This is a genomic window from Photorhabdus heterorhabditis (genome assembly GCF_018448905.1).
Classification (GTDB): domain Bacteria; phylum Pseudomonadota; class Gammaproteobacteria; order Enterobacterales; family Enterobacteriaceae; genus Photorhabdus; species Photorhabdus heterorhabditis.
In genome coordinates this window covers 1-20,167 of the sequence record NZ_RCWA01000054.1, presented here as the reverse complement: position 1 = coordinate 20,167, position 20,167 = coordinate 1, and the positions used below count along the sequence as shown (strand labels likewise).

Here is a 20,167-nt window from a genome sequence, read left to right as displayed (position 1 = left end):
ACGCTCGAAACACTCAGAGCCTACGTTCAGAGTCAGTCAACGCCTGAGTGTTCTTGAAAGCCCCACGGGCTTTTCGCCTTATATCCCCGCCCGCACTGGGCAAGGGTTTACGGCGTTTTTCGCTAAAATCGTACGGTAAATTTCCGTACGAGTAATATCTTAACCACTTTTGGACAGAACACTACCGCTGTTAAGCAATTATTCAAGCAAGAAATATCAGGGCGCATTTCACACACTCATGCGCCCTTCTGTTATCCCAGAATTCATTCAATATTTAACAAACATCTCGTGAATTTTCGCTGGATCATGGGTTTTAGTCAGCGCTAATTGTAAAAGCACTCTGGCTTTTTGCGGATTCAAACGTTCAGATGCCACAAAACCATATTTGCTATCATCCACTTCCGCATTCTGAGTCACATAACCCACCGGTACACGACTTGCTCTCACAACCACAACGCCATCTTTAGCGGCCTGGGCCAAAGTATCGAAAACCGTTTTGTACATATTACCGTTGCCAACCCCGGCGCTGATGATCCCTTGATAACCATCACTCAACAGCGCTTTCGCTGGCAGATCAGAAGCATTCGCATAGTTATAAACAATGCCTACTTTTGGCAACTTATCCAGTTTGCTGACATCAAAAATAGCCTTGCCCGCTCTCGGTTTAGCTTCAGCGTAATAATTAACTTTGCCGTTATGGATAAAACCTTCAGCACCAGCATTAATCGGCTGGAATGCCTGAACTTCAGTAGTGCTCATTTTTACCACGGTACGCCCGCTGATAACCGCATCATTCATTGCCATCAACACGCCACGTTTGGCCGATGCTTTGTCCCCTGCAACCACTACCGCGTTATACAGATTTAACGGGCCATCAGCGCCCATCGCTGTAGACGGACGCATTGCCCCAACCATGACTATCGGTTTCTGGCATTGAGTCGTTAGATCGAGGAAGTAAGCCGTTTCTTCCATCGTGTCTGTGCCGTGTGTGATAACAAAGCCATCGGTCTTGTCACAATCAGCATTGATTTTTTTCGCCAGAGTCAGCCATACCTGATCATTCATATCCTGCGAACCAATGCTCACCACCTGCTCACCTTTCAGGTTAGCGATATCTTTGATATCAGGAACAGCGTTGACTAATACATCAATACCCACTTTTCCCGCAACATAGTTGGATTCAGTTGCAGATTCGCCCCCACCTGCAATCGTTCCTCCGGTAGCCAAAAGTGTAATATTTGGCAAAGCAACAGCAGAACCGCTGATTAATGCCAATAAACTGGCTAAAGCTGTGTGTTTCATCTTTTTCATACTGATTTCCTTAATGAAAAATATCCCATCTGATTATGAATAATGATATCAATAAATCTGTGATGCATACCAGACTTTAGCTACCGAAAAAAAACTCGTATGATGAGCCCCCGTAATGAGCTCTCATAAGTGAATACCATGATGCAAACCTTTATTCCCGGCAAAGATGCCGCACTGGAAGATTCAATCAATAGCTTTCAGCAAAAACTGCAACATCTTGGTTTTAATATCGAAGAAGCCTCTTGGCTGAACCCGGTTCCTCATGTCTGGTCAGTTCATATCCGTGACCGCGATTGCCCTTTATGTTTTACCAACGGTAAAGGGGCAAGTAAAAAAGCCGCTTTAGCTTCTGCTTTAGGGGAATATTTTGAACGTTTGTCAACCAACTATTTTTTTGCTGATTTCTATTTAGGACACGCTATCGCTAACGGTGATTTTGTCCACTATCCCAATGAAAAATGGTTTGCTTTACCCGAAGATGATTCCTTGCCAGAAGGTATTTTGGATGCCCGGTTACGTCAATTTTACGATCCAGAGAATGATTTATGTGCAAGTCAATTAGTCGATTTGCAATCAGGTAATGAAGAGCGTGGTATCTGTTCATTGCCATTTACCCGTCAATCTGATCAGCATACGGTCTATATTCCCATGAATATTATTGGCAATCTTTATGTTTCCAATGGTATGTCAGCAGGTAACACGGTTAATGAAGCCAGAGTTCAGGGGTTATCCGAAGTTTTTGAGCGCTATGTCAAAAACCGGATTATTGCAGAAGGCATCAGCCTGCCAGAAATTCCACAGGAAGTGATGAATCGTTATCCGGGCGTGGTTGCAGCGGTCAACACATTACAGGATGAAGGTTTCCCACTCTATTGTTATGACGCCTCTCTGGGTGGACAGTTCCCGGTGATTTGCGTGGTTCTGTTTAATCCTAATAATGGGACTTGTTTCGCTTCATTTGGTGCTCACCCTGATTTTGGCGTAGCACTGGAACGTACTGTTACCGAGCTGTTGCAAGGTCGCAGCCTGAAAGATCTGGATGTGTTCAATGCGCCGACTTTCGATAATGAAGAAGTTGCAGAACATACCAATCTAGAAACGCATTTTATTGATTCGAGTGGTTTGATCAGTTGGGATTTATTCAAACAAGACGCTGATTATGAGTTTGCTGACTGGAGTTTCAGCGGCACGACAGAAGAAGAATTTGTTACTTTAATGGCTATTTTCAAGCAACTGGATGCTGAAGTTTATATTGCTGACTACGAACACCTCAGTGTTTATGCCTGCCGTATTTTGGTTCCAGGTATGTCCGATATTTATCCTGTGGAAGATTTACATATCGCCAATAACACCATGGGAATTCATCTGCGGGAAACTTTATTAGCGCTACCGGATAGCCAATGGCAGCCTGAAGAATATCTGGCACTGCTTGAGCAATTAGATGAAGAAGGTCTGGATGATTTTACCCGAGTTCGTGAATTGCTTGGCATTGCGGTTGGTAAAGATAATGGCTGGAGCAATTTACGTATCGGTGAACTGAAATCCATGTTGGCATTGGCGGGCGGTGATCTGGAACAAGCGCTGATTTGGGTAGAATGGACTCAGGATTTTAACGCCTCAGTCTTCACTACCGAACGAGCTAACTATTATCGCTGTCTGCAAACACTGCTTTTACTTGCTCAGGAAGCAGATAAAAAGCCGGCACAATATTACCAAGCATTCGTAAAAATGTACGGACAGGATGCGGTTGAAGCAGCTTCAGCGGCTATTTCTGGTGAAAATTGTTTTTACGGCTTGTGGTCAGTCGATGCAGATTTAAAATCACTATCCGCTCATCAGGCTTTATTAGCCACTTATGAGAAACTGCAAAAAGCAAAACGTGATTTCTGGAACGCAAAATAAAATTGTAGAAAAGACAATTTTTCATTGAAGGTAAAATACAGGTTAAATTCAATTTATTTAAAACAACAAATAAATAACAATTTAACCTGTTATTTTACTTACCAAACTTTCCTCTAGTGGTTGAATAAAAAAATTCAATAATTTTTAAAATTTTTTTATTTTATAAAAATCAATAAATTAACTGAAATTTAAACCAATTCGTCCCCCAAAACAACGTTCACTCTCTGAGGATTATGATCTATATCAAGTTTACATCCTCATGCCTTTGTTATTATCGTTACGTACCATAACTAATCAATCATAAAGAGAATGTTAGTATGAAAGCTGACACCCCTTTTAATTTATTATCGCCTGCGGTAATAGCAAAATTCGCTGATGATGTTGGTGTTTATAAAACCACCAAACATCCTGCAATCACCTATATATCAGCAATAACTGCCGGTTTTTTTATTTCTATTGCCTTTGTTTTTTACATTACCGCTACCACAGGAACTGAATCTGTCCCTTATGGGTTAGCTAAATTAGTCGGCGGAATCTGTTTCTCACTGGGGTTAATGTTAGTTGTGGTTTGTGGCGCAGATTTATTTACTTCCACCGTACTGACGATTATTTCCAAAGCAACCGGGCGTATAACCTGGCATCAAATGTTTAAAAACTGGATTAACGTTTATTTTGGTAATTTAATTGGCGCGTTATTTTTTGTCGCTATTATCTGGTTTGCTGGTCAATATCGTGTTGCTAACGGATTATGGGGCCTGAATGTATTACAAGCTGCTGATCATAAAGTGCATCATACTTTTATTGAAGCTGTATTCTTAGGCATTCTTGCCAACTTAATGGTTTGTCTCGCCGTTTGGATGAGTTATGCCGGACGTAGCTTACTGGACAAAATATTTGCCATGATTTTACCCGTAGGCATGTTTGTTGCCAGCGGTTTCGAGCACAGTATTGCTAACATGTTTTTAATTCCGCTAGGTATTGTTATTAAGAATTTCGCACCAACCGAATTCTGGAGCAATGTCGGAGCAACGCCTGAACAATTTTCTCAACTCACTATTTCACACTTTATCACTAACAATTTAATTCCAGTCACTATTGGTAACATTATCGGTGGCGCAGTTTTAGTGGGTTTGACTTACTGGTTAATTTATCTGCGTAGCGAGCAAAAATATTAATTAGCTCCCTCGCCTGATTTTTCAAAAGTTCGATTATCAAATAAGGTAGACGTATCATGACTGAGTTAAATGAAAAATTCTCTGTAGCATGGCAAGGTTTTAATCAGGGTGACTGGCAAAACGAAGTCAATATTCGTGATTTCATCCAGAAAAACTATACACCATATGAGGGTGATGAATCTTTCCTCGCAAGCTCTACCAAAGCAACCGATGCTTTGTGGGAAAAAGTCATGGAAGGTATCAAAATCGAAAACCGTACTCATGCACCGGTTGATTTTGACACTGATGTCGCTGCTACCATTACTTCCCATGATGCGGGTTACATTGAAAAAGATCTGGAAACCATCGTTGGCCTGCAAACGGAAGCGCCTCTAAAACGTGCCCTGATCCCCTTTGGCGGTATAAAAATGGTAGAAGGATCATGTAAAGTTTATGGCCGTGAACTCGATCCTAACTTAAAACAAATTTTCACTGAATACCGCAAAACACATAATCAGGGTGTTTTTGATGTTTACACACCCGATATTCTGAAATGCCGCAAATCTGGCGTTTTAACAGGTCTGCCTGATGCCTATGGCCGCGGTCGCATTATTGGTGATTACCGCCGTGTTACAGTCTACGGCATCGATTTCTTGCGTGACGATAAATTAGCCCAATTTAATTCATTGCAAGAAAAACTGGAACGCGGTGAAGATCTGGAGATGACCATCCAGTTGCGTGAAGAGATTGCTGAACAGCATCGTGCTCTGGGCCAGATTAAAGAAATGGCGGCCAAATACGGCTATGATATTTCTGGCCCCGCTACTGATGCTAAGGAAGCAATACAGTGGACTTATTTCGCTTATCTGGCAGCAGTTAAATCTCAAAATGGCGCAGCAATGTCTTTCGGTCGCGTTTCCAGCTTTCTGGATATCTACATCGAACGTGACCTGCAAGCAGGTAAATTAACAGAAATCGAAGCACAGGAATTGATCGACCATCTGATCATGAAACTGCGAATGGTGCGTTTCTTGCGCACACCTGAGTATGACGAACTGTTCTCCGGTGACCCAATCTGGGCAACAGAATCCCTGGCGGGTATGGGACTGGATGGCCGCACGCTGGTCACTAAAAACAGCTTCCGCTTCCTGAACACCCTGTACACCATGGGTCCGTCACCAGAACCCAACATGACCATCCTGTGGTCTGAAAAACTGCCAGTAAATTTCAAAAAATTCGCGGCAAAAGTTTCCATCGACACCTCATCTTTACAGTATGAGAACGATGATCTGATGCGCCCTGATTTCAGCAACGATGATTACGCTATCGCTTGTTGTGTCAGCCCGATGATTGTAGGTAAACAGATGCAATTCTTCGGCGCTCGCGCAAACTTGGCTAAGACCATGTTGTACGCAATCAACGGCGGCGTGGACGAAAAACTGAAAATACAGGTTGGCCCGAAAGAAGAACCAATGAAAGATGAAATACTGGACTACGACAAAGTTATGGCCCGCATGGACCATTTCATGGACTGGTTGGCAAAACAGTATGTTACCGCATTGAATATCATCCACTATATGCATGACAAATACAGCTACGAAGCCGCACTGATGGCTCTGCATGACCGTGACGTTCATCGTACTATGGCATGTGGCATTGCTGGTCTGTCTGTCGCTGCTGACTCGCTGTCTGCGATCAAATATGCCAAAGTCACACCAATCCGTGACGAAAACGGTTTAGCTATTGATTTCAACATTGAAGGCGAATACCCACAATTTGGTAACAACGACTCACGCGTCGATGATATCGCTTGTGATTTGGTTGAGCGCTTCATGAAGAAAATCCAGAAACTGAATACTTACCGTAACGCAGTTCCTACTCAATCCGTTCTGACTATCACCTCTAACGTAGTCTATGGTAAGAAAACCGGTAACACTCCTGATGGACGTCGCGCTGGCGCACCATTTGGACCCGGCGCAAACCCAATGCACGGTCGTGATCAGAAAGGCGCCGTCGCTTCTCTGACCTCTGTGTCTAAACTGCCATTCGCCTATGCAAAAGACGGTATTTCTTATACTTTCTCTATCGTACCGAATGCATTAGGCAAAGATGATGAAACACGTAAAACTAACCTGGCTGGTTTACTGGATGGCTATTTCCACCACGAAACCGACATTGAAGGTGGTCAGCATCTCAACGTTAACGTGATGAACCGTGACATGTTACTCGAGGCCATGGAAGACCCTGAGAAATATCCTCAGCTCACCATCCGGGTATCTGGCTATGCTGTGCGTTTCAATTCATTAACTAAAGAACAACAACAAGATGTGATCACCCGCACTTTCACTCAGTCTATGTAATAATCTGTTATCAAAATAAAGGCCCTAATTTGGGCCTTTCAATCAGTTTTGGAGCCATCCTGTTATGTCCGTACTTGGTCGTATCCACTCTTTTGAATCCTGTGGCACCGTTGATGGTCCCGGTATCCGGTTTATCGTCTTCTTTCAAGGCTGCCTGATGCGCTGTCTTTATTGCCATAACCGTGATACATGGGATACCCACGGCGGCAAAGACATTACTGTCGAAGAACTTATAAAAGAAGCGACAACCTATCGTCATTTTATGAATGCATCGGGGGGTGGCGTTACCGCATCAGGGGGTGAAGCCATTCTGCAAGCTGAATTTGTGCGTGATTGGTTCAGAGCCTGTCGTGCCGAAGGTATTCATACCTGTCTTGATACCAATGGATTTGTTCGTCGCTATGATCCGGTTATTGACGAACTGATGGATGTGACTGATCTTGTCATGCTTGATTTGAAACAGATTAATGATGAAATCCACCAGAAATTAGTAGGTGTTTCAAATCACCGCACATTGGAATTTGCCCGCTATCTGGCCAAACGCAACCAAAAAACTTGGATTCGTTACGTTGTCGTCCCAGGCTGGTCCGATGATAATGAATCCGCTCATAGACTGGGTGAATTTACCAGAGATATGAAAAATATTGAAAAAATCGAACTTCTGCCTTATCACGAACTGGGTAAACATAAATGGATTACCATGGGTGAGGAATATAAGCTGGAGGGTATTAAACCGCCTACAAAAGAGAGCATGGAGAGAGTGAAAAGCATTTTAGAAAGCTACGGCCATAAAGTTGTGTATTAATTAATACAACTTAACTTTTATTTTTAAAAATAAATAATTTAAATACATTTTTGATTTTTATAGAACCGATAACAATAGCGGTCATTTAAATAATATAACGAATAATATATTAAGACATAGGTCGTTTATATTTATGAATAAATAAAAACGACCTGTAAATTAATTTCACGTGAAGTAAAACCACTTTTTAACATTAATTTTTTTATTCGCTGCTCAGTCATTATTCCAATAAGCAAATCATCTGATTAATATATACCAAATACTGGTATAATATTAAAAAAAAACATAATTTGTCTGTAAAATCACATTTTAAAATATAAAAATTATCATTGAGACATATGAAATTAAAGGGGTAATTTATAGTTAATTTAAAAAAAACACTTACCTCTTATTTCTCCAAAAAATAAAACACATTCAGTAAATATCTAAAGAATTGGCATTGTAATTGGAGGCTAAAGAAATATCTTTACAGGAAGGAAGAAATATTGACTTGTAGTTTCAATTATATATTTTTAGTGCATTATCCATTATATTTCTCAAGAAGCTTTTAATATCTGATAATATCTATACCCAATAGATTTCAAGATGGATCGCGACGGCAAGGGAGCGAATCCCCGGGAGCATAGATAACTCTGTGACCGGGGTGAGTGAGTGCAGCCAACAAAGAGGCAACTTGAAAGATAACAGGTATATATTAACTTCTCATCTTTATTACTTGTGATGGTGTTTATTTGCTATCATCTATATGTTTTTAATTTTGATTATATCCCATTTTTTGGCGTATCTACTTCTAATAATGATTTCTTATTTTATATACCCAATAGATTTCAAGTTGCAGTGCGGCGGCAAGTGAACACATCCCCAGGAGCATAGATAACTATGTGACTGGGGTAAGTAAACGCAGCCAACAAAGCAGCAGCTTGAAAGATGAAGGGTATAGTTCTATTGTTCTGGTTATCATTTACAATATTGTATATATGATTGCCCGTGGAAAATATTATAGAAAAAACAAATGGTAATTTTGCCGGTAAAACAAAACAATTTTACCGGCAAATAAATTAATAAATGCGATCATCCCAAATACTATAAGCCCCAGTCCCTGCTATATGATGAGTCCATGTGATGCTCTTATAACGTAAAGAGATCGTTTCTTGCGGCTGAGAACCAGCATATGTTATCGAATGAGGATGATAATTGACATTCTGCTCTCTGGTTAGAGAATGAGAAAGACTATATACCAGTATCTGGTCTATATGATCCAATTGTTCTTTATTTCCAATTGAATCTATAGACGAACAACCTGCTGATATTAACCCCTGTTTATGGCCCTTTAAAGTTAAATAAATTAAGTCTGACATATGCACTCCTTCTTAGTGTTAAAATACCAACGACTAACTATTAACAGGAATTTTCATTCTACAGAAAAAACATCCAATGGAATTAAAATCACGCCAATCATATGGATTATAGGTTAATTAAATTCAGCCACAGGCAATATTGAAACACTTTGTTACAATTATTTGCAATTTAATACAATTTAAAACATTTAGAAACATATTGTATAAAAACAATCAGTGATTTTGGCTTGTTTACCTTATTTAATGTTTGATGATTAATGAGATTAATATAATATATTTACCAGATCTCTCAATCTGACCGTACCTTCTGAGATGCAGTCAAAAAAGCAATTTAAGGTATTATGAATCAACAAATAAATTGGAAAAACATATGGAAAATCAAAACCAAAATTTTAATCCCAACGTTATACTCGACCATCAGGAACTATTTATTCCTGATGGTCAGTCCATCAGTAGCGTAGGAAGTGTGAAATGGATTAGTGAAGCATGGAAACTTGCCAAAAGTAATTGGGGGATGTGGATACTACTCTGCATTATCTATCTTATATTTGTAGCTGGTTTTCAGTTTATTCCTTTTCTTGGAGTATTTGTTAGGATTTTTAACTCAGTATTTATCGGTGGTATTATTGCCGCGTGTGAACAACAGAGAACCACCGGAAAATTCGAACTCGGACTGTTCTTTAGCGGATTTCAGAAAAATTTTGCGTCACTACTTGGCGTTGGTGCTTTATCGTTTGGAATTACATTCCTTGGCATTATTGCAATGTTCATTATCGACGGAGAAGCAATAACTGATATCCTATTTGCCATACTGTTCAATAGGGATGTTTCATTCAAAATAATTGAATACAGCTCACCTACACTATTTTTTAGCGTCTTTGCTTTGATGATTTCTTACATTATTGCTACCGCTTTAACATGGTTTGCACCCGCACTGATCGTTATCCATAATTTAAAATTGGGAGCAGCCATATCAATGAGCCTGAAAGCAGTAAAAAAGAATTTATTGCCCGGCTTATTATTCTTTATTATCTCGACGGTCATTATCATAATCTCGGTGCTAACTTTCGGTTTAGGTTTTCTAATCTCTATGCCAATACTTTTAGCTAGCTATTATTCCTCTTACCGTAGTATTTTTATCAGTAAGGAGAAACCATCCTCTTTAATTGCCTAAAAAAATACACCCACTGCATATTAAAAATTTCAGAAACTAATAACAGTTCCTACGTCCATTAAAGAAGGCAAGGAAGCCTTATATTAACCAGATTAACAGAAAAAAAATAGATAAGTTTAAAAACATTAAGAACCATTAAAGAAATAGGCTTTGATCTTAATACCATTATATATCTGTTTCTTTTTTATTTTAAACCTAAAAATTCAAATAAAATAAAAGAAAAAACGAGAAAACCTGAGTATCAATTTAATAAAAATAGCCATTAGGTTCACAACAATTGTTTGACGAAAACCATTTGTTTAAATGAATATTTAATTAAAAAAATAATAAAAATAGCAAAATAGGAATATGGTTCTCTTCTTACTTGCATGTTCCTTTTTTAATGATCGTAAATGCCTTTTTATCTGTCATTAATTCAGCTATCCGCCAGTTAAGGGTTTTAAATACATTTTCGACAATACTATCCTTCCATCCATTTTACATTTACCTAATCTGCTATGAACATTTAAAAGCTTTAATACAGAGAGATTAAAGCTTTTATCACACAGATGGGTTTAGCGATAAATACCACTTTTTATAAGGATAATTAATGATGAGACAATGAAACGTTGTGAAAAACCCGCTTTTTTAAGCTGAAAATCGGGTATCTTTCTTTCGGTCAGTTGTTTATAGGCCATAGTGTATTTTCCTGTAGTGGGAAAAATGTCAACTATAGCAACTGACCGCTCTTCTAAAATTTTGCTTTTGTAATAAATGGAATCATAGGTTACATTCTAGTATTAAAGATACATTATCGTTTACTATCTTTAAGCATTATTGATTTTCACCATACTTGTATCTAAACACTTACCATAAATAATGAGAAATTATTATAGAAAAAAAGCCAAACCACCTGAATGATAAATTTTCCATACGAAAAGACTAGCGAGGTAATAACATGTCACAATACGTCACTATTATAAAAGACACGCCTATATGGGTCTGGATTCTACTTGTGTTTCTTGTCATGAGAGGCATTAAAGCTCTCTCGGATCGTGAAATGCGTATAGAACGTATTTTCTTGCTGCCTACCGTATTTTTAATCTGGGGAGCACATAGCATTATCACAGAAACACACTTCCCAGATTTATCACTCATTATGATGGGAATAGGTCTGGTTTTCGGCATTACTATTGGTTGGATACTATGGAGATCACAGCCACGATTAAGAGAAAAACCTGGCAGCACCTTAATTATCCGTTCAGGTACACCTTTGACATTGATAGTGATAATAATTACTTTTATAAGTAAATTTATTATGACGGCTTTATTAAGTCTTTCTCCAATGTTGCTGCATTCATTACATTATAATTTGCTATTCGGCTTGGTAAGTGGTCTTCTTGATGGTGTTTTTTGGGGAGGAACCCTGAATCTTTTTATTTCATGGTATAAGAATAAAAAGACATAGCCAAAATCAACATTACCTTCTCAGTAACTCATTTTCCAATCGAAATCTAGTAAGAAAACGAACCCCGTATTATTTTCACAAAAGCGATTCTGAACACTCTGGTTACCAGAGAGATTACCATAGTATTTACAGTATGTTTGCCCATTTTCAATCAGGAGATTCGGACTTGCTTTTAGCCTTTTTCCAACGATACTTAGGTCAATAGTAACTGAACAATATCATCATCAACGCCAATGGGTGACCACAGAAAAAAGGAGACCATCCGTAATATTTTCCAAAGAGAACAGACCTTTCATCAGTGACAGAACAGGAAATGAGATTTGTCATGAATAAACTGAATAATCGCCCATATAAAACATTGGGGTAGAAAATACCCTCAGCTGCTCGCACTACTATATTTTGAAAGAGCTTTGAGCCAGAGGTATCGAGTTAATAATAATGCTCCTGACGCATACACAAATGCCATAGCCAACGTGTCGAAATTAAGAATACCCAAGGCCGCTTGCACAGGTACATTACTTACGAAAGCAACCGGTAATATAAAACTCAGCACAAACCGCATAGCACCAGGATAAGCACTAACGGGAAACCGGCCCATATCCATCAGAGAATAACAAATGATCCACACATCAGAAACTTTAGTGAACCAAAAGGCAATAAGGTTTGAGCACATAAACAGAGAATAGAAAATGCATGCACCCAATAATAGTGTTAAGTTGAATTGCACGAAGTTTGAAAATATCAAAGCATCCTGTTGAAACATCGCGAACAGCACAACAATATAACCAACGATAAAATTCGCACTGTCCCACACATTAAAACGATGAAATGTGATAAAGAACTGATGGTCAACTGGGCGAATAAGCATAAAATCTAAGTCACCTCTCCTAATATATTCCGAGAGAGAATGGATACTTGGAAACAACCAACTATCAATCAATGACTCCACAATGAGAGTCACACCCAGCAGAGCAACCATTTGATTGAAACTCCATCCCCCGACTTGGGATACTTGACCGAAGAATCCAGTCAAAACAAGTAAAGCCAACAGGCAGGCAAGGAAAGAATTGATCAAATTGACCAAAGCATTGAGTCGAAATTCAAGTTCTAAAACGAAAGAATTTCTTATCAAGACCAACAATAGTAAACCGTACCGCATTTAGTTAAGCTCCTGAAGCCGTATATTTTTTTAATCCTATCGACCATAGCAAAGTACGAATTAACATGAATACTATAACCCAGAATAACTGTATCAAGAAACCAGTCAATAATTCGTCATGATTTAGTTTCCCTAATATTATTTGCACCGGGAAATCCATTGCCGATGCAAAAGGCAAGACTTTCAATAACCCTGCGATACCAGGCGGATATAAATCAAGAGGAATAAGTGATCCCCCAAGTATCGTATAAAGCGCCCAAAGCAATGGGTCAAATGCCATTGCGTTATTAATCCAAAAGGCCAGCAAACCCAGACAATAATAAAGATGAAAAATGATAATCCAGGCAAGCATGAGTGAAGGTAAAAAAACCAAAAAGTTCCAGATATCTAAGCGTTGTAAATTACCAGTCAAAACAACACCAGAAATAAAAACCACTAATATAATCGGTCCTCGAACAATCATCTGTCCCACATGATCCGCGATATAGCAATAGAGGGGAGACACAGGGCGCAGCAGTAGCATAGAAAGTTCACCTCGGCGAATATCACGATCCAAGCGCTGCATTACCCAAATGGACGTTAATTGACGCACCAAGTAAATGGAAAGGAAATAAACCGCGAAATCGCTGGGTGTATAACCGCCGATGGCTCCTCCATCTGCCAGATTAAACCAAACTAACATCACAGAGATAGGCATCACACCACCTATCATCCAAACCATCGACTGTGCTCGATATGCAATAGCCTGAGAGAAAGATTGACCAATGAGCACCCTCCATAACTGTAGGGTCCGCTTAAAATATTTGAACATTAGGCTCACCACTTGAAGATAAATATCCCGCTAGCACACGATCTATCGGCTCATCATGGATCGAGATATCAAGAACGACCTGTTCCGACATCAACCTTGCCATTGCAGAAGATAATGCGTCACGCTCTACCACTAGTTCAATATCGTGACCATCATAGAACAGTAAGCCGGGTAACGAACTCAGCTCTGGATTGATCGGACCTGAAAGACTAGCCTTTACAATCTTTTTGGGAGAACGCTTTGCAATTAAATGCGACAGCTGTCCATCGTAGACGATCTCTCCCGAATTGATGATAATGACACGTCGTGCAAGTGCTTCCACATCCGCCATGTAATGAGAAGTTAGGAGAATTGTTGCTTTGTGTGTCTGATTATAGTGCAAGATAAATTCACGGACGACGCGCTGCATGTTAGCATCTAACCCAATTGTGGGTTCATCAAGAAACAAAATCCTTGGCTTATGTAGCAATGATAAAGCTAATTCGCATTTCATACGCTCACCAAGGGACAAATTACGAACCGGCCTGTTAATTACCGAACGAATAGCAAGTAATTCAACCAGTTCATCGCGGCATCTGGAAAATTCATTATCTCCGAGATCATAGATAACCTTATTAAGTATGAAGGAATCATTAGGCGTAAGATCCCAAGCTAGTTGCTGTTTCTGCCCAGCCACAAATGATATTGACTTTAAATATCTGTTCCTACGTTCATAAGGAATATGCCCTAAAACACTGACATCGCCTAAAGAGGGCTGAATGATACCCGCCAACATTTTCATGGTAGTGGTTTTCCCAGCCCCATTCGCTCCAAGAAAACCCACAATTTCTCCTTCTTCAATAGAAAAATTAATCGCCTTTACCGCTTGTACAACCGCATAGTCCCTTTTAATAAATGACTTTAAACTGCCCAACAGACCAGGATTTTTTGTGTAAATACTGTAAGATTTGCTCAAATTTCTTACTTGAATAATGCTCATAGAAATCCGCTAATTAAATTCCAAGACTAACTTTTAGCCATTCGTACTAATCGCGCACTCTCACCTTGTGCTACCCTGAGTCCATAGAGTCCAAGTGCATTGTTACAAAAAACATCTTCCCAAGCTTCTTCAGGAAGACCTTTACTAAATGCATCAATATAAGAACCTAAATGCACCATCGGCCAACCGGAACCAAAAATTAATTTTCGAGAAGTACCAAGATAGTCAAGTATCCAAGACAGCGGCTTTGAAATAAGCCTGTTTGCACGCTCATCCGAATAAGTCCTGAGATCCCCATCAATGAGAGACGATCCCTCAAGAAAGACATTAGTGTTTTTCGAGGCAACAGCAGCAGCACTGCGAAACCATGGATTTCCTGCATGAACTAGCACAAAATTGACATCAGGATAATCGACAGCTACCTCGTCTAAAGAAACAGGGTCTGCATATTTAATTTTAGCGTGGGGCCAACCAGGATCACCACTGTGAAACATAACGGGGATTTTCAACAGTGATGCGAGAGAATAAAGAGGTTGGAAAACATCATCAGATGCATACCTATGTATAAAACCAACATTAATTTTTATCGCCAATTTTTCCCCTGATAAAAGGCTCTGACTGATTGAAGTAAAGTCATAATCCAAACTTTGCACAACGGCACAATGGTAAATCCCTAATTGACTTAGATCACCATGCTCCTTAGATGGTGATGCAGAATCCGAGAGGGAACCAACGAAACGTATATCGGCTATAGATTCTTTGTAAGAGGCTAGCGAACACTCAATACCACTGAAATTATCCGGCATGCCATTAAATTCAGTATGAATATGAGCGTCAAATACATTAACATCAAATTCTCTCATCAAGCCCTCAAATGTCTAATTTGATTGAATTGCAGGCCAGTAACCGCCTGTTAATGTCGGAGACATAATCAGAAGCCCCTAGCCCTTGCTCCACATGAAACGCATAGCCTAAATCAAGGTCGAAACATGTATGGAAGCTATGAGGTTCACTACTTTCTACAATAAAACCCGCATTTTGCAAAAATCTTAAAGATACCTTGACGTCAGACGTGAGAAGCTTTACCGCCCCCAAACGGGCTCCTCCGCTTTCATCAAGGTTAAGTTCAACACCGAAATACAATTGGAACTCCGCAGGGCTAAGCCAATGTAGTTGCTGTTGTCCAACCAGTACAGTTCGTTTGTTCTGCTTACTGCAACTCCCTATAGGAAAAAGAAGCTGGTACCAACACCTTGCATCCTCGACTGGAGTATGAGTACAAAAATAGAACCCACCAATCCCATAAATTCCATTAAGGCCACAGGCCACCTTAGCCCATGCCTTCTCACGAAGCAGGTATTGGATTATCTGTAGAGTACAACCTGGCGTCTCTGTGTCAGGGATATCCAAGACAGCCCAAGCTGGCTCCACCCACCCTTCCAGTTGAGGAACAATATACCGAACATCCGAAATATTTAGGCGAAAGTCTTTCAAAATCTCTGCACAAGACTGTACCTCCGCAGTAGCAGCCACAAGTGCATAGGGGTAACCGAATCGGGAGGCATGTTGTTCTGCTTCAGTGCAATAAGCTTCAAATTCACGTGAATCTACTACCTCTATCAATTCAAGATATGAACCTGTGAAATGAACAAAAATACTATCCTTGCCCCCTTTATGCCGGAGAGAATTTTGACTAATCAAGAACCCTGCCTGCTCTAAGCGGGCAATAGATCGTTTCCTATTCCCAGCAGGAAGGATGCTATAGCAATGATCTATTAACGCAATCATAGTTGACGACTCCTAGCACCTATTCAATTTAGCTATATCTTCAATAGGCAAGGAAACATCAATTGCTCCAAGAGTTTCCTTTAATTGTTCAACACTATTAACACCCACCACTGGCGATATGACAGCTGGCCTCTGCAATAGCCATGCCAAAGCGACTTTAGTACAACTCATAGCATTTCTATCGGCTATATCCCTAATCAACTGAAGGACTTTCCAGCTCTTATCGCTATTGTAGAGTTTGCTCACATCATCTGCCCTAAGAGATTGTGTTTTTGGTGCATATCGATGATATTTCCCAGTAAGAAAACCTTTAGCAAGAGGAACATACGGCAACATTCCAATCTTCTCTTCTTGACACAAATCCATCATTTCACGCTCATACTCGATTCTATCCAACAGGTTGTATTTTCCTTGTACCGTCACATACGAAACGTAGTTATGTTTAGCACATAGCCCCAATGACTTCATAAGCCTCCAGGCTGGAAAGTTTGAACACCCGATATAACGCACAAGACCCCGTGTTACCAAGTCATCCAGAGTCCGGTGAATTTCCTCCATGGGTACATTGAGATAGTCATCGTGAGCTTGGTAAAGATCAATGTAATCAGTTCCTAGACGTTTTAAGGACTGTTCAACCGCTTTGACAATATGTTTCCTAGAAAGTCCCTCGCTGTTCGGTCCTTTTCCCATGGGAGCTGAAAATTTAGTCGCGATAATGAAGTCATCCCGTTTAGCATACAACTTCAACCAGCGACCGATAATTATCTCTGATACCTGTCCTCCTTCATTACCATCTGGCAAATAAATTGGATAACAATCAGCAGAGTCAAGGAAGTTACCTCCTTGCTCGGTGAATACGTTAAGTATTTCGTGCGCACCTTTCTCATCCACCCATCTACCGAACTGCTGAGTACCGAGGCAAATAGGTGATACATAAGCTCCGCTATATCCAAGAGTTCTATATTTCATAAGTATACTTTTAGTCCCAGTCGAAATCATAGTCGAAGGCAGGTCGCTTACCAGTTTGAGACGTTATCCCTCCCCGCCCACCGCCACCTTCAGGATGAACAGCAAGTTCAGGACGTGTAGACCGAAAGTTCTCACATTCAAGCCAAACTCTGTACATCAACCGTTTATTCTTAGGATCATCATTATCTTCGAATGCTGTACGAGAATGCAGGCATAGATAATTGTTGAAGAAAACCATGTCGCCTTCCTCAAGAGATGTAATCCAACAAAAAGCAGGAGATGTTGCCAATTCATCAAGATAGTCGACAGCCTCTCGCAGTTTAGCTGGGATTTTCTCACCCCGAGCAAACGCAGCAGCAAACATGTTAAACCTCAGGTATCGAATGCTAATATCTCCGTTACATTCAGAAAATACCGGTACATTGTATTCGGTTATTTCACTTGCTCCCGGAGGATGCTCATTGAGCCGGTGGTAGGGATAACCAGTGTATAATACTGGCAGCAAGTCTGGCCGACTTTTCTTGATGGCATCATGAAGAGCCAACGCACTCGCAAACTTGCTATGACCTCCTTGTTTAGCTTTCCTGACACATAACATACAAACCATATCTGGCTGATCCGTATGCATTACCAATCCTTCACGATTCCTATATCCCCTAGCGTCAGGGTCCATGTGCGTCATATCTTCGACCCGACCGATTATATCTCCCATCACACTCTGAGAAACAGGCTTACCCATTCGGCTACAGAGCTGTAAGAAACGTTCTCCCAACTCATTCTCATCCAAGCCTGCAACAGAGATTCCTTTCAAGATAACAAGCCCATCTCCACTTTTGACACGTTCGTACACACTTTCCATTAATTCATCAACTTCACTACCCGCATTCTCTTGAGTAGTCAGCCCCTTAAGCAGTCTAGCTGGCGTACCCGACAGCTCTGCTAACAATTTTTCAGTATGGGCTGGATCTAGTTGAATCACACATCGAGAATGTATGCTATCGTCCATTTTCCAACCTGTAGGCTTCACGCTCACTCTGTCTTCACTCAGCATAGTTTCCTCTTTCAAGATTTGATGTTGATAACCTTTACCGATTTTATGGAAGCCTTACGAAAGTTGAACTCAGTGGCACTTTTTCACGTAACAGAATTATTCTTCGTTATCGTCCATATTCTCCGGTTATCTATATCTAGCAGTTGATCCACAGTTAACTATCGATACCGCCTCCATCGAATTCAGAGATTTCTATCTTGTAACCGTTGGGGTCGAGAAAATAAACAGATCGAGAAGAATGATATTGAATCATATCCCCATCCGGTAGCGTTACACCATGCGTTTTCAATTTCTGCACAACCGAAGAAAAATCTTCTACTATGAATCCCACATGAGTAATCTCCAGACCGGTATTTTCGATACCTGCTCGATTTGTATATTCATGCATACACAAATACAGTTTGCTTTCGTTACCCATTATTACCCAACGTACCATTCTCCTCAGACCAGCTTCCTTCTTCTTAAATCCAAACACATCCTCATAGAAGCGGATACTTTCTTCAAGGTTAGATACTTCCATTTGTATATGGTCGAATCGTGTCACCTTGATAGGGTTGATCTGTTGTACTATGGAATTCATGCTATCATCTCCTTATGCTCTTTGGTAAGAAGACCTTGCTCATCCCAACGTTTAAGAAAATCGTGAAAGTATTCTTTAGACAAGGGAGCGTTCTTAGAAGCGACCTTGTAGCCAGACAAACCAGCTGATATGTTTGTCACATCGGCTTGTAAAACACTCTTGAAGGCACCTATTGCAGCAATCGTGTCGCCAAGATGGGCATGACATACACCAATCATATACTCAGTTAAAATAGCTCTGGGTAACCCAACGTGTTTGGCATTATTGTACTGTTCCAGGGCCTTTTCATATTCACTTTTTTTAATATAGACTTCGGCAAGTTCTTGATAATTGATCGACCAATGTGGGTCCAACGATATAAGTTCTAAGCCATATCGTTCAGCTGCATCGAAATTCTGACTAACATAAAGCATCTCCTTAATAGAAGATTCCAAAACAGTCTTTTTCGCAGTAGCAGCCAATGCTTTCTCCAGATCATTCTGAGGTTCAAGACTTTCAGCAAAGTGCTGTGCCTTCAGCATAAGTGTACGAGTTGCAGATGGGTTACTAACGGCGGCTGGAACCATAGCATAAGCACGATAAAACGATGAAAGCGCCAATTTTGCTTTAAATGTCTCACGATCAAGTATGCTCTCGGCAACGCGTTTTCCACATGCTACAAACCACTTATAGGCGACAGAATCTATCGCTTTAGTCTTCAAATACCAAACAATCGCTAATGATGTTACTTCAAGTATACTTTCTTCAGAAATTTTTTCGGTTTCAATAACAGCCCTTATATTTTCAAATAAATGGGGATAATTAGTATGCATTCCCAAACGATTGTCTGTAATAAATCGCGTTATCAGATAAGTAATTCTCTGTTCAGGGTAAAGTTTTTGGTTATTAATCTCGTCCAATATTTCTTGGGACAAGCGGTATCGTGCAGTGGTGATCAAAGCTCTAGCCAAGTTCAGTTTTTGTATGTCTGGTAGATAGGGCCTCATAGAAAGTAACCATTGTAAGGCATTACCAGGACCTTTACATGGGTATGTGAAATTTTCGGCCATCTTGTAGGGGATATTGACCGTATCAGAAACCTCTCTGAGGCATGAAGGTTCCAAAGCTTGAGTGATGACATATCCATTCATATCAAAATTATGATGAGTCAGCGCCAAGCAAGTCGCTTTAGACCAGATACTTTCCCTTACACTAGGCTGTGTCCCTTAATATCAATTAATAGTATTATTATCTGATTGATTTCGATGCAGGAACAAAATAGTGGCACGTTACGACATTTCTGATGATGCTTGGATATTGATAGAATCTTGTTTGCCCCC

At 40.1% G+C, this 20,167-nt stretch carries 18 protein-coding genes; 6 read left to right on the top strand and 12 right to left on the bottom strand.

Going from position 1 to position 20,167, the window contains the following annotated elements:
* Positions 1-267: 267 nt before the first annotated feature.
* Positions 268-1,311, bottom strand: coding sequence for an L-asparaginase 2 (gene ansB / locus EAE89_RS20910; RefSeq protein WP_149616543.1), 1,044 nt, complete (start codon positions 1,309-1,311; stop codon positions 268-270).
* Positions 1,312-1,449: 138 nt separating this feature from the next.
* Between ansB and ycaO the strand changes: the two genes are divergently transcribed.
* From ycaO to pflA, 4 genes are all read left to right on the top strand, one after another.
* Positions 1,450-3,213, top strand: a complete 1,764-nt coding sequence (ycaO, locus tag EAE89_RS20905; protein WP_214086523.1) for a 30S ribosomal protein S12 methylthiotransferase accessory factor YcaO — start codon at positions 1,450-1,452, stop codon at positions 3,211-3,213.
* 317 nt (positions 3,214-3,530) lie between these two features.
* On the top strand, positions 3,531-4,388 hold the full coding sequence (focA, locus tag EAE89_RS20900) for a formate transporter FocA (RefSeq protein WP_054481367.1): 858 nt from the start codon (positions 3,531-3,533) through the stop codon (positions 4,386-4,388).
* A gap of 56 nt (positions 4,389-4,444) precedes the next feature.
* Complete coding sequence (gene pflB / locus EAE89_RS20895) at positions 4,445-6,727, top strand: formate C-acetyltransferase (protein ID WP_054481370.1); 2,283 nt, start codon at positions 4,445-4,447, stop codon at positions 6,725-6,727.
* Positions 6,728-6,791: 64 nt separating this feature from the next.
* Positions 6,792-7,532, top strand: coding sequence for a pyruvate formate lyase 1-activating protein (gene pflA, locus EAE89_RS20890; RefSeq protein WP_054481373.1), 741 nt, complete (start codon positions 6,792-6,794; stop codon positions 7,530-7,532).
* A 1,058-nt stretch (positions 7,533-8,590) separates the two neighbouring features.
* On the opposite strand, the gene tssD is transcribed toward pflA, so the two are convergent.
* On the bottom strand, positions 8,591-8,890 hold the full coding sequence (tssD, locus tag EAE89_RS20885) for a type VI secretion system tube protein TssD (protein ID WP_214086522.1): 300 nt from the start codon (positions 8,888-8,890) through the stop codon (positions 8,591-8,593).
* A gap of 370 nt (positions 8,891-9,260) precedes the next feature.
* Here tssD and EAE89_RS20880 point away from each other — a divergent pair, with 370 nt between their 5' ends.
* A complete protein-coding gene (locus tag EAE89_RS20880; RefSeq protein WP_214086521.1) occupies positions 9,261-10,064 on the top strand; it encodes a BPSS1780 family membrane protein in 804 nt (267 codons plus the stop codon).
* 554 nt (positions 10,065-10,618) lie between these two features.
* On the opposite strand, the gene EAE89_RS24060 is transcribed toward EAE89_RS20880, so the two are convergent.
* Entirely contained in the window at positions 10,619-10,741 is a 123-nt protein-coding gene (locus EAE89_RS24060; RefSeq protein WP_262499923.1) for a hypothetical protein, read from the bottom strand.
* A 260-nt stretch (positions 10,742-11,001) separates the two neighbouring features.
* Here EAE89_RS24060 and EAE89_RS20875 point away from each other — a divergent pair, with 260 nt between their 5' ends.
* A complete protein-coding gene (locus tag EAE89_RS20875) occupies positions 11,002-11,511 on the top strand; it encodes a DUF6622 family protein (protein WP_054480798.1) in 510 nt (169 codons plus the stop codon).
* A gap of 376 nt (positions 11,512-11,887) precedes the next feature.
* Here EAE89_RS20875 and EAE89_RS20870 read toward each other — a convergent pair whose 3' ends face one another.
* The 9 genes from EAE89_RS20870 to EAE89_RS20830 all read right to left on the bottom strand — a co-directional run bounded on the left by EAE89_RS20870 (position 11,888) and on the right by EAE89_RS20830 (position 20,005).
* A complete protein-coding gene (locus EAE89_RS20870; protein ID WP_054480795.1) occupies positions 11,888-12,670 on the bottom strand; it encodes an ABC transporter permease in 783 nt (260 codons plus the stop codon).
* 4 nt (positions 12,671-12,674) lie between these two features.
* Entirely contained in the window at positions 12,675-13,481 is an 807-nt protein-coding gene (locus tag EAE89_RS20865; protein WP_054480793.1) for an ABC transporter permease, read from the bottom strand.
* Complete coding sequence (locus EAE89_RS20860) at positions 13,465-14,460, bottom strand: ABC transporter ATP-binding protein (protein WP_054480791.1); 996 nt, start codon at positions 14,458-14,460, stop codon at positions 13,465-13,467. Before EAE89_RS20860 ends, EAE89_RS20865 begins: the two co-directional genes overlap by 17 nt.
* A gap of 26 nt (positions 14,461-14,486) precedes the next feature.
* Entirely contained in the window at positions 14,487-15,323 is an 837-nt protein-coding gene (locus EAE89_RS20855; RefSeq protein ID WP_054480789.1) for an amidohydrolase family protein, read from the bottom strand.
* A gap of 7 nt (positions 15,324-15,330) precedes the next feature.
* Entirely contained in the window at positions 15,331-16,248 is a 918-nt protein-coding gene (locus EAE89_RS20850; protein ID WP_054480787.1) for a hypothetical protein, read from the bottom strand.
* A 12-nt stretch (positions 16,249-16,260) separates the two neighbouring features.
* On the bottom strand, positions 16,261-17,217 hold the full coding sequence (locus EAE89_RS20845) for an aldo/keto reductase (protein WP_054480803.1): 957 nt from the start codon (positions 17,215-17,217) through the stop codon (positions 16,261-16,263).
* A 10-nt stretch (positions 17,218-17,227) separates the two neighbouring features.
* Positions 17,228-18,268 (bottom strand): TauD/TfdA family dioxygenase, encoded by a 1,041-nt coding sequence (locus tag EAE89_RS20840; protein ID WP_054480785.1) that lies wholly within the window; start codon positions 18,266-18,268, stop codon positions 17,228-17,230.
* A 154-nt stretch (positions 18,269-18,422) separates the two neighbouring features.
* Positions 18,423-18,848, bottom strand: a complete 426-nt coding sequence (locus tag EAE89_RS20835) for a VOC family protein (protein WP_054480783.1) — start codon at positions 18,846-18,848, stop codon at positions 18,423-18,425.
* Positions 18,845-20,005, bottom strand: a complete 1,161-nt coding sequence (locus EAE89_RS20830) for a tetratricopeptide repeat protein (RefSeq protein WP_244866675.1) — start codon at positions 20,003-20,005, stop codon at positions 18,845-18,847. The genes EAE89_RS20835 and EAE89_RS20830 overlap by 4 nt, the downstream gene beginning before the upstream one ends.
* Positions 20,006-20,167 lie beyond the last annotated feature (162 nt).

Bases quoted from the DNA above. Each gene is read 5' to 3' on its own strand.
- EAE89_RS20880 (WP_214086521.1), top strand. From the start codon at position 9,261: ATGGAAAATCAAAACCAAAATTTTAATCCCAACGTTATACTCGACCAT.
- EAE89_RS20850 (WP_054480787.1), bottom strand. From the start codon at position 16,248: ATGATTGCGTTAATAGATCATTGCTATAGCATCCTTCCTGCTGGGAAT.
- tssD (WP_214086522.1), bottom strand. From the start codon at position 8,890: ATGTCAGACTTAATTTATTTAACTTTAAAGGGCCATAAACAGGGGTTA.
- EAE89_RS20835 (WP_054480783.1), bottom strand. From the start codon at position 18,848: ATGAATTCCATAGTACAACAGATCAACCCTATCAAGGTGACACGATTC.
- EAE89_RS20870 (WP_054480795.1), bottom strand. From the start codon at position 12,670: ATGCGGTACGGTTTACTATTGTTGGTCTTGATAAGAAATTCTTTCGTT.
- pflB (WP_054481370.1), top strand. From the start codon at position 4,445: ATGACTGAGTTAAATGAAAAATTCTCTGTAGCATGGCAAGGTTTTAAT.
- EAE89_RS20845 (WP_054480803.1), bottom strand. From the start codon at position 17,217: ATGAAATATAGAACTCTTGGATATAGCGGAGCTTATGTATCACCTATT.
- EAE89_RS20860 (WP_054480791.1), bottom strand. From the start codon at position 14,460: ATGAGCATTATTCAAGTAAGAAATTTGAGCAAATCTTACAGTATTTAC.
- EAE89_RS20875 (WP_054480798.1), top strand. From the start codon at position 11,002: ATGTCACAATACGTCACTATTATAAAAGACACGCCTATATGGGTCTGG.
- EAE89_RS20865 (WP_054480793.1), bottom strand. From the start codon at position 13,481: ATGTTCAAATATTTTAAGCGGACCCTACAGTTATGGAGGGTGCTCATT.
- EAE89_RS24060 (WP_262499923.1), bottom strand. From the start codon at position 10,741: ATGGCCTATAAACAACTGACCGAAAGAAAGATACCCGATTTTCAGCTT.
- ansB (WP_149616543.1), bottom strand. From the start codon at position 1,311: ATGAAAAAGATGAAACACACAGCTTTAGCCAGTTTATTGGCATTAATC.
- ycaO (WP_214086523.1), top strand. From the start codon at position 1,450: ATGATGCAAACCTTTATTCCCGGCAAAGATGCCGCACTGGAAGATTCA.
- EAE89_RS20840 (WP_054480785.1), bottom strand. From the start codon at position 18,268: ATGCTGAGTGAAGACAGAGTGAGCGTGAAGCCTACAGGTTGGAAAATG.
- pflA (WP_054481373.1), top strand. From the start codon at position 6,792: ATGTCCGTACTTGGTCGTATCCACTCTTTTGAATCCTGTGGCACCGTT.
- focA (WP_054481367.1), top strand. From the start codon at position 3,531: ATGAAAGCTGACACCCCTTTTAATTTATTATCGCCTGCGGTAATAGCA.
- EAE89_RS20855 (WP_054480789.1), bottom strand. From the start codon at position 15,323: ATGAGAGAATTTGATGTTAATGTATTTGACGCTCATATTCATACTGAA.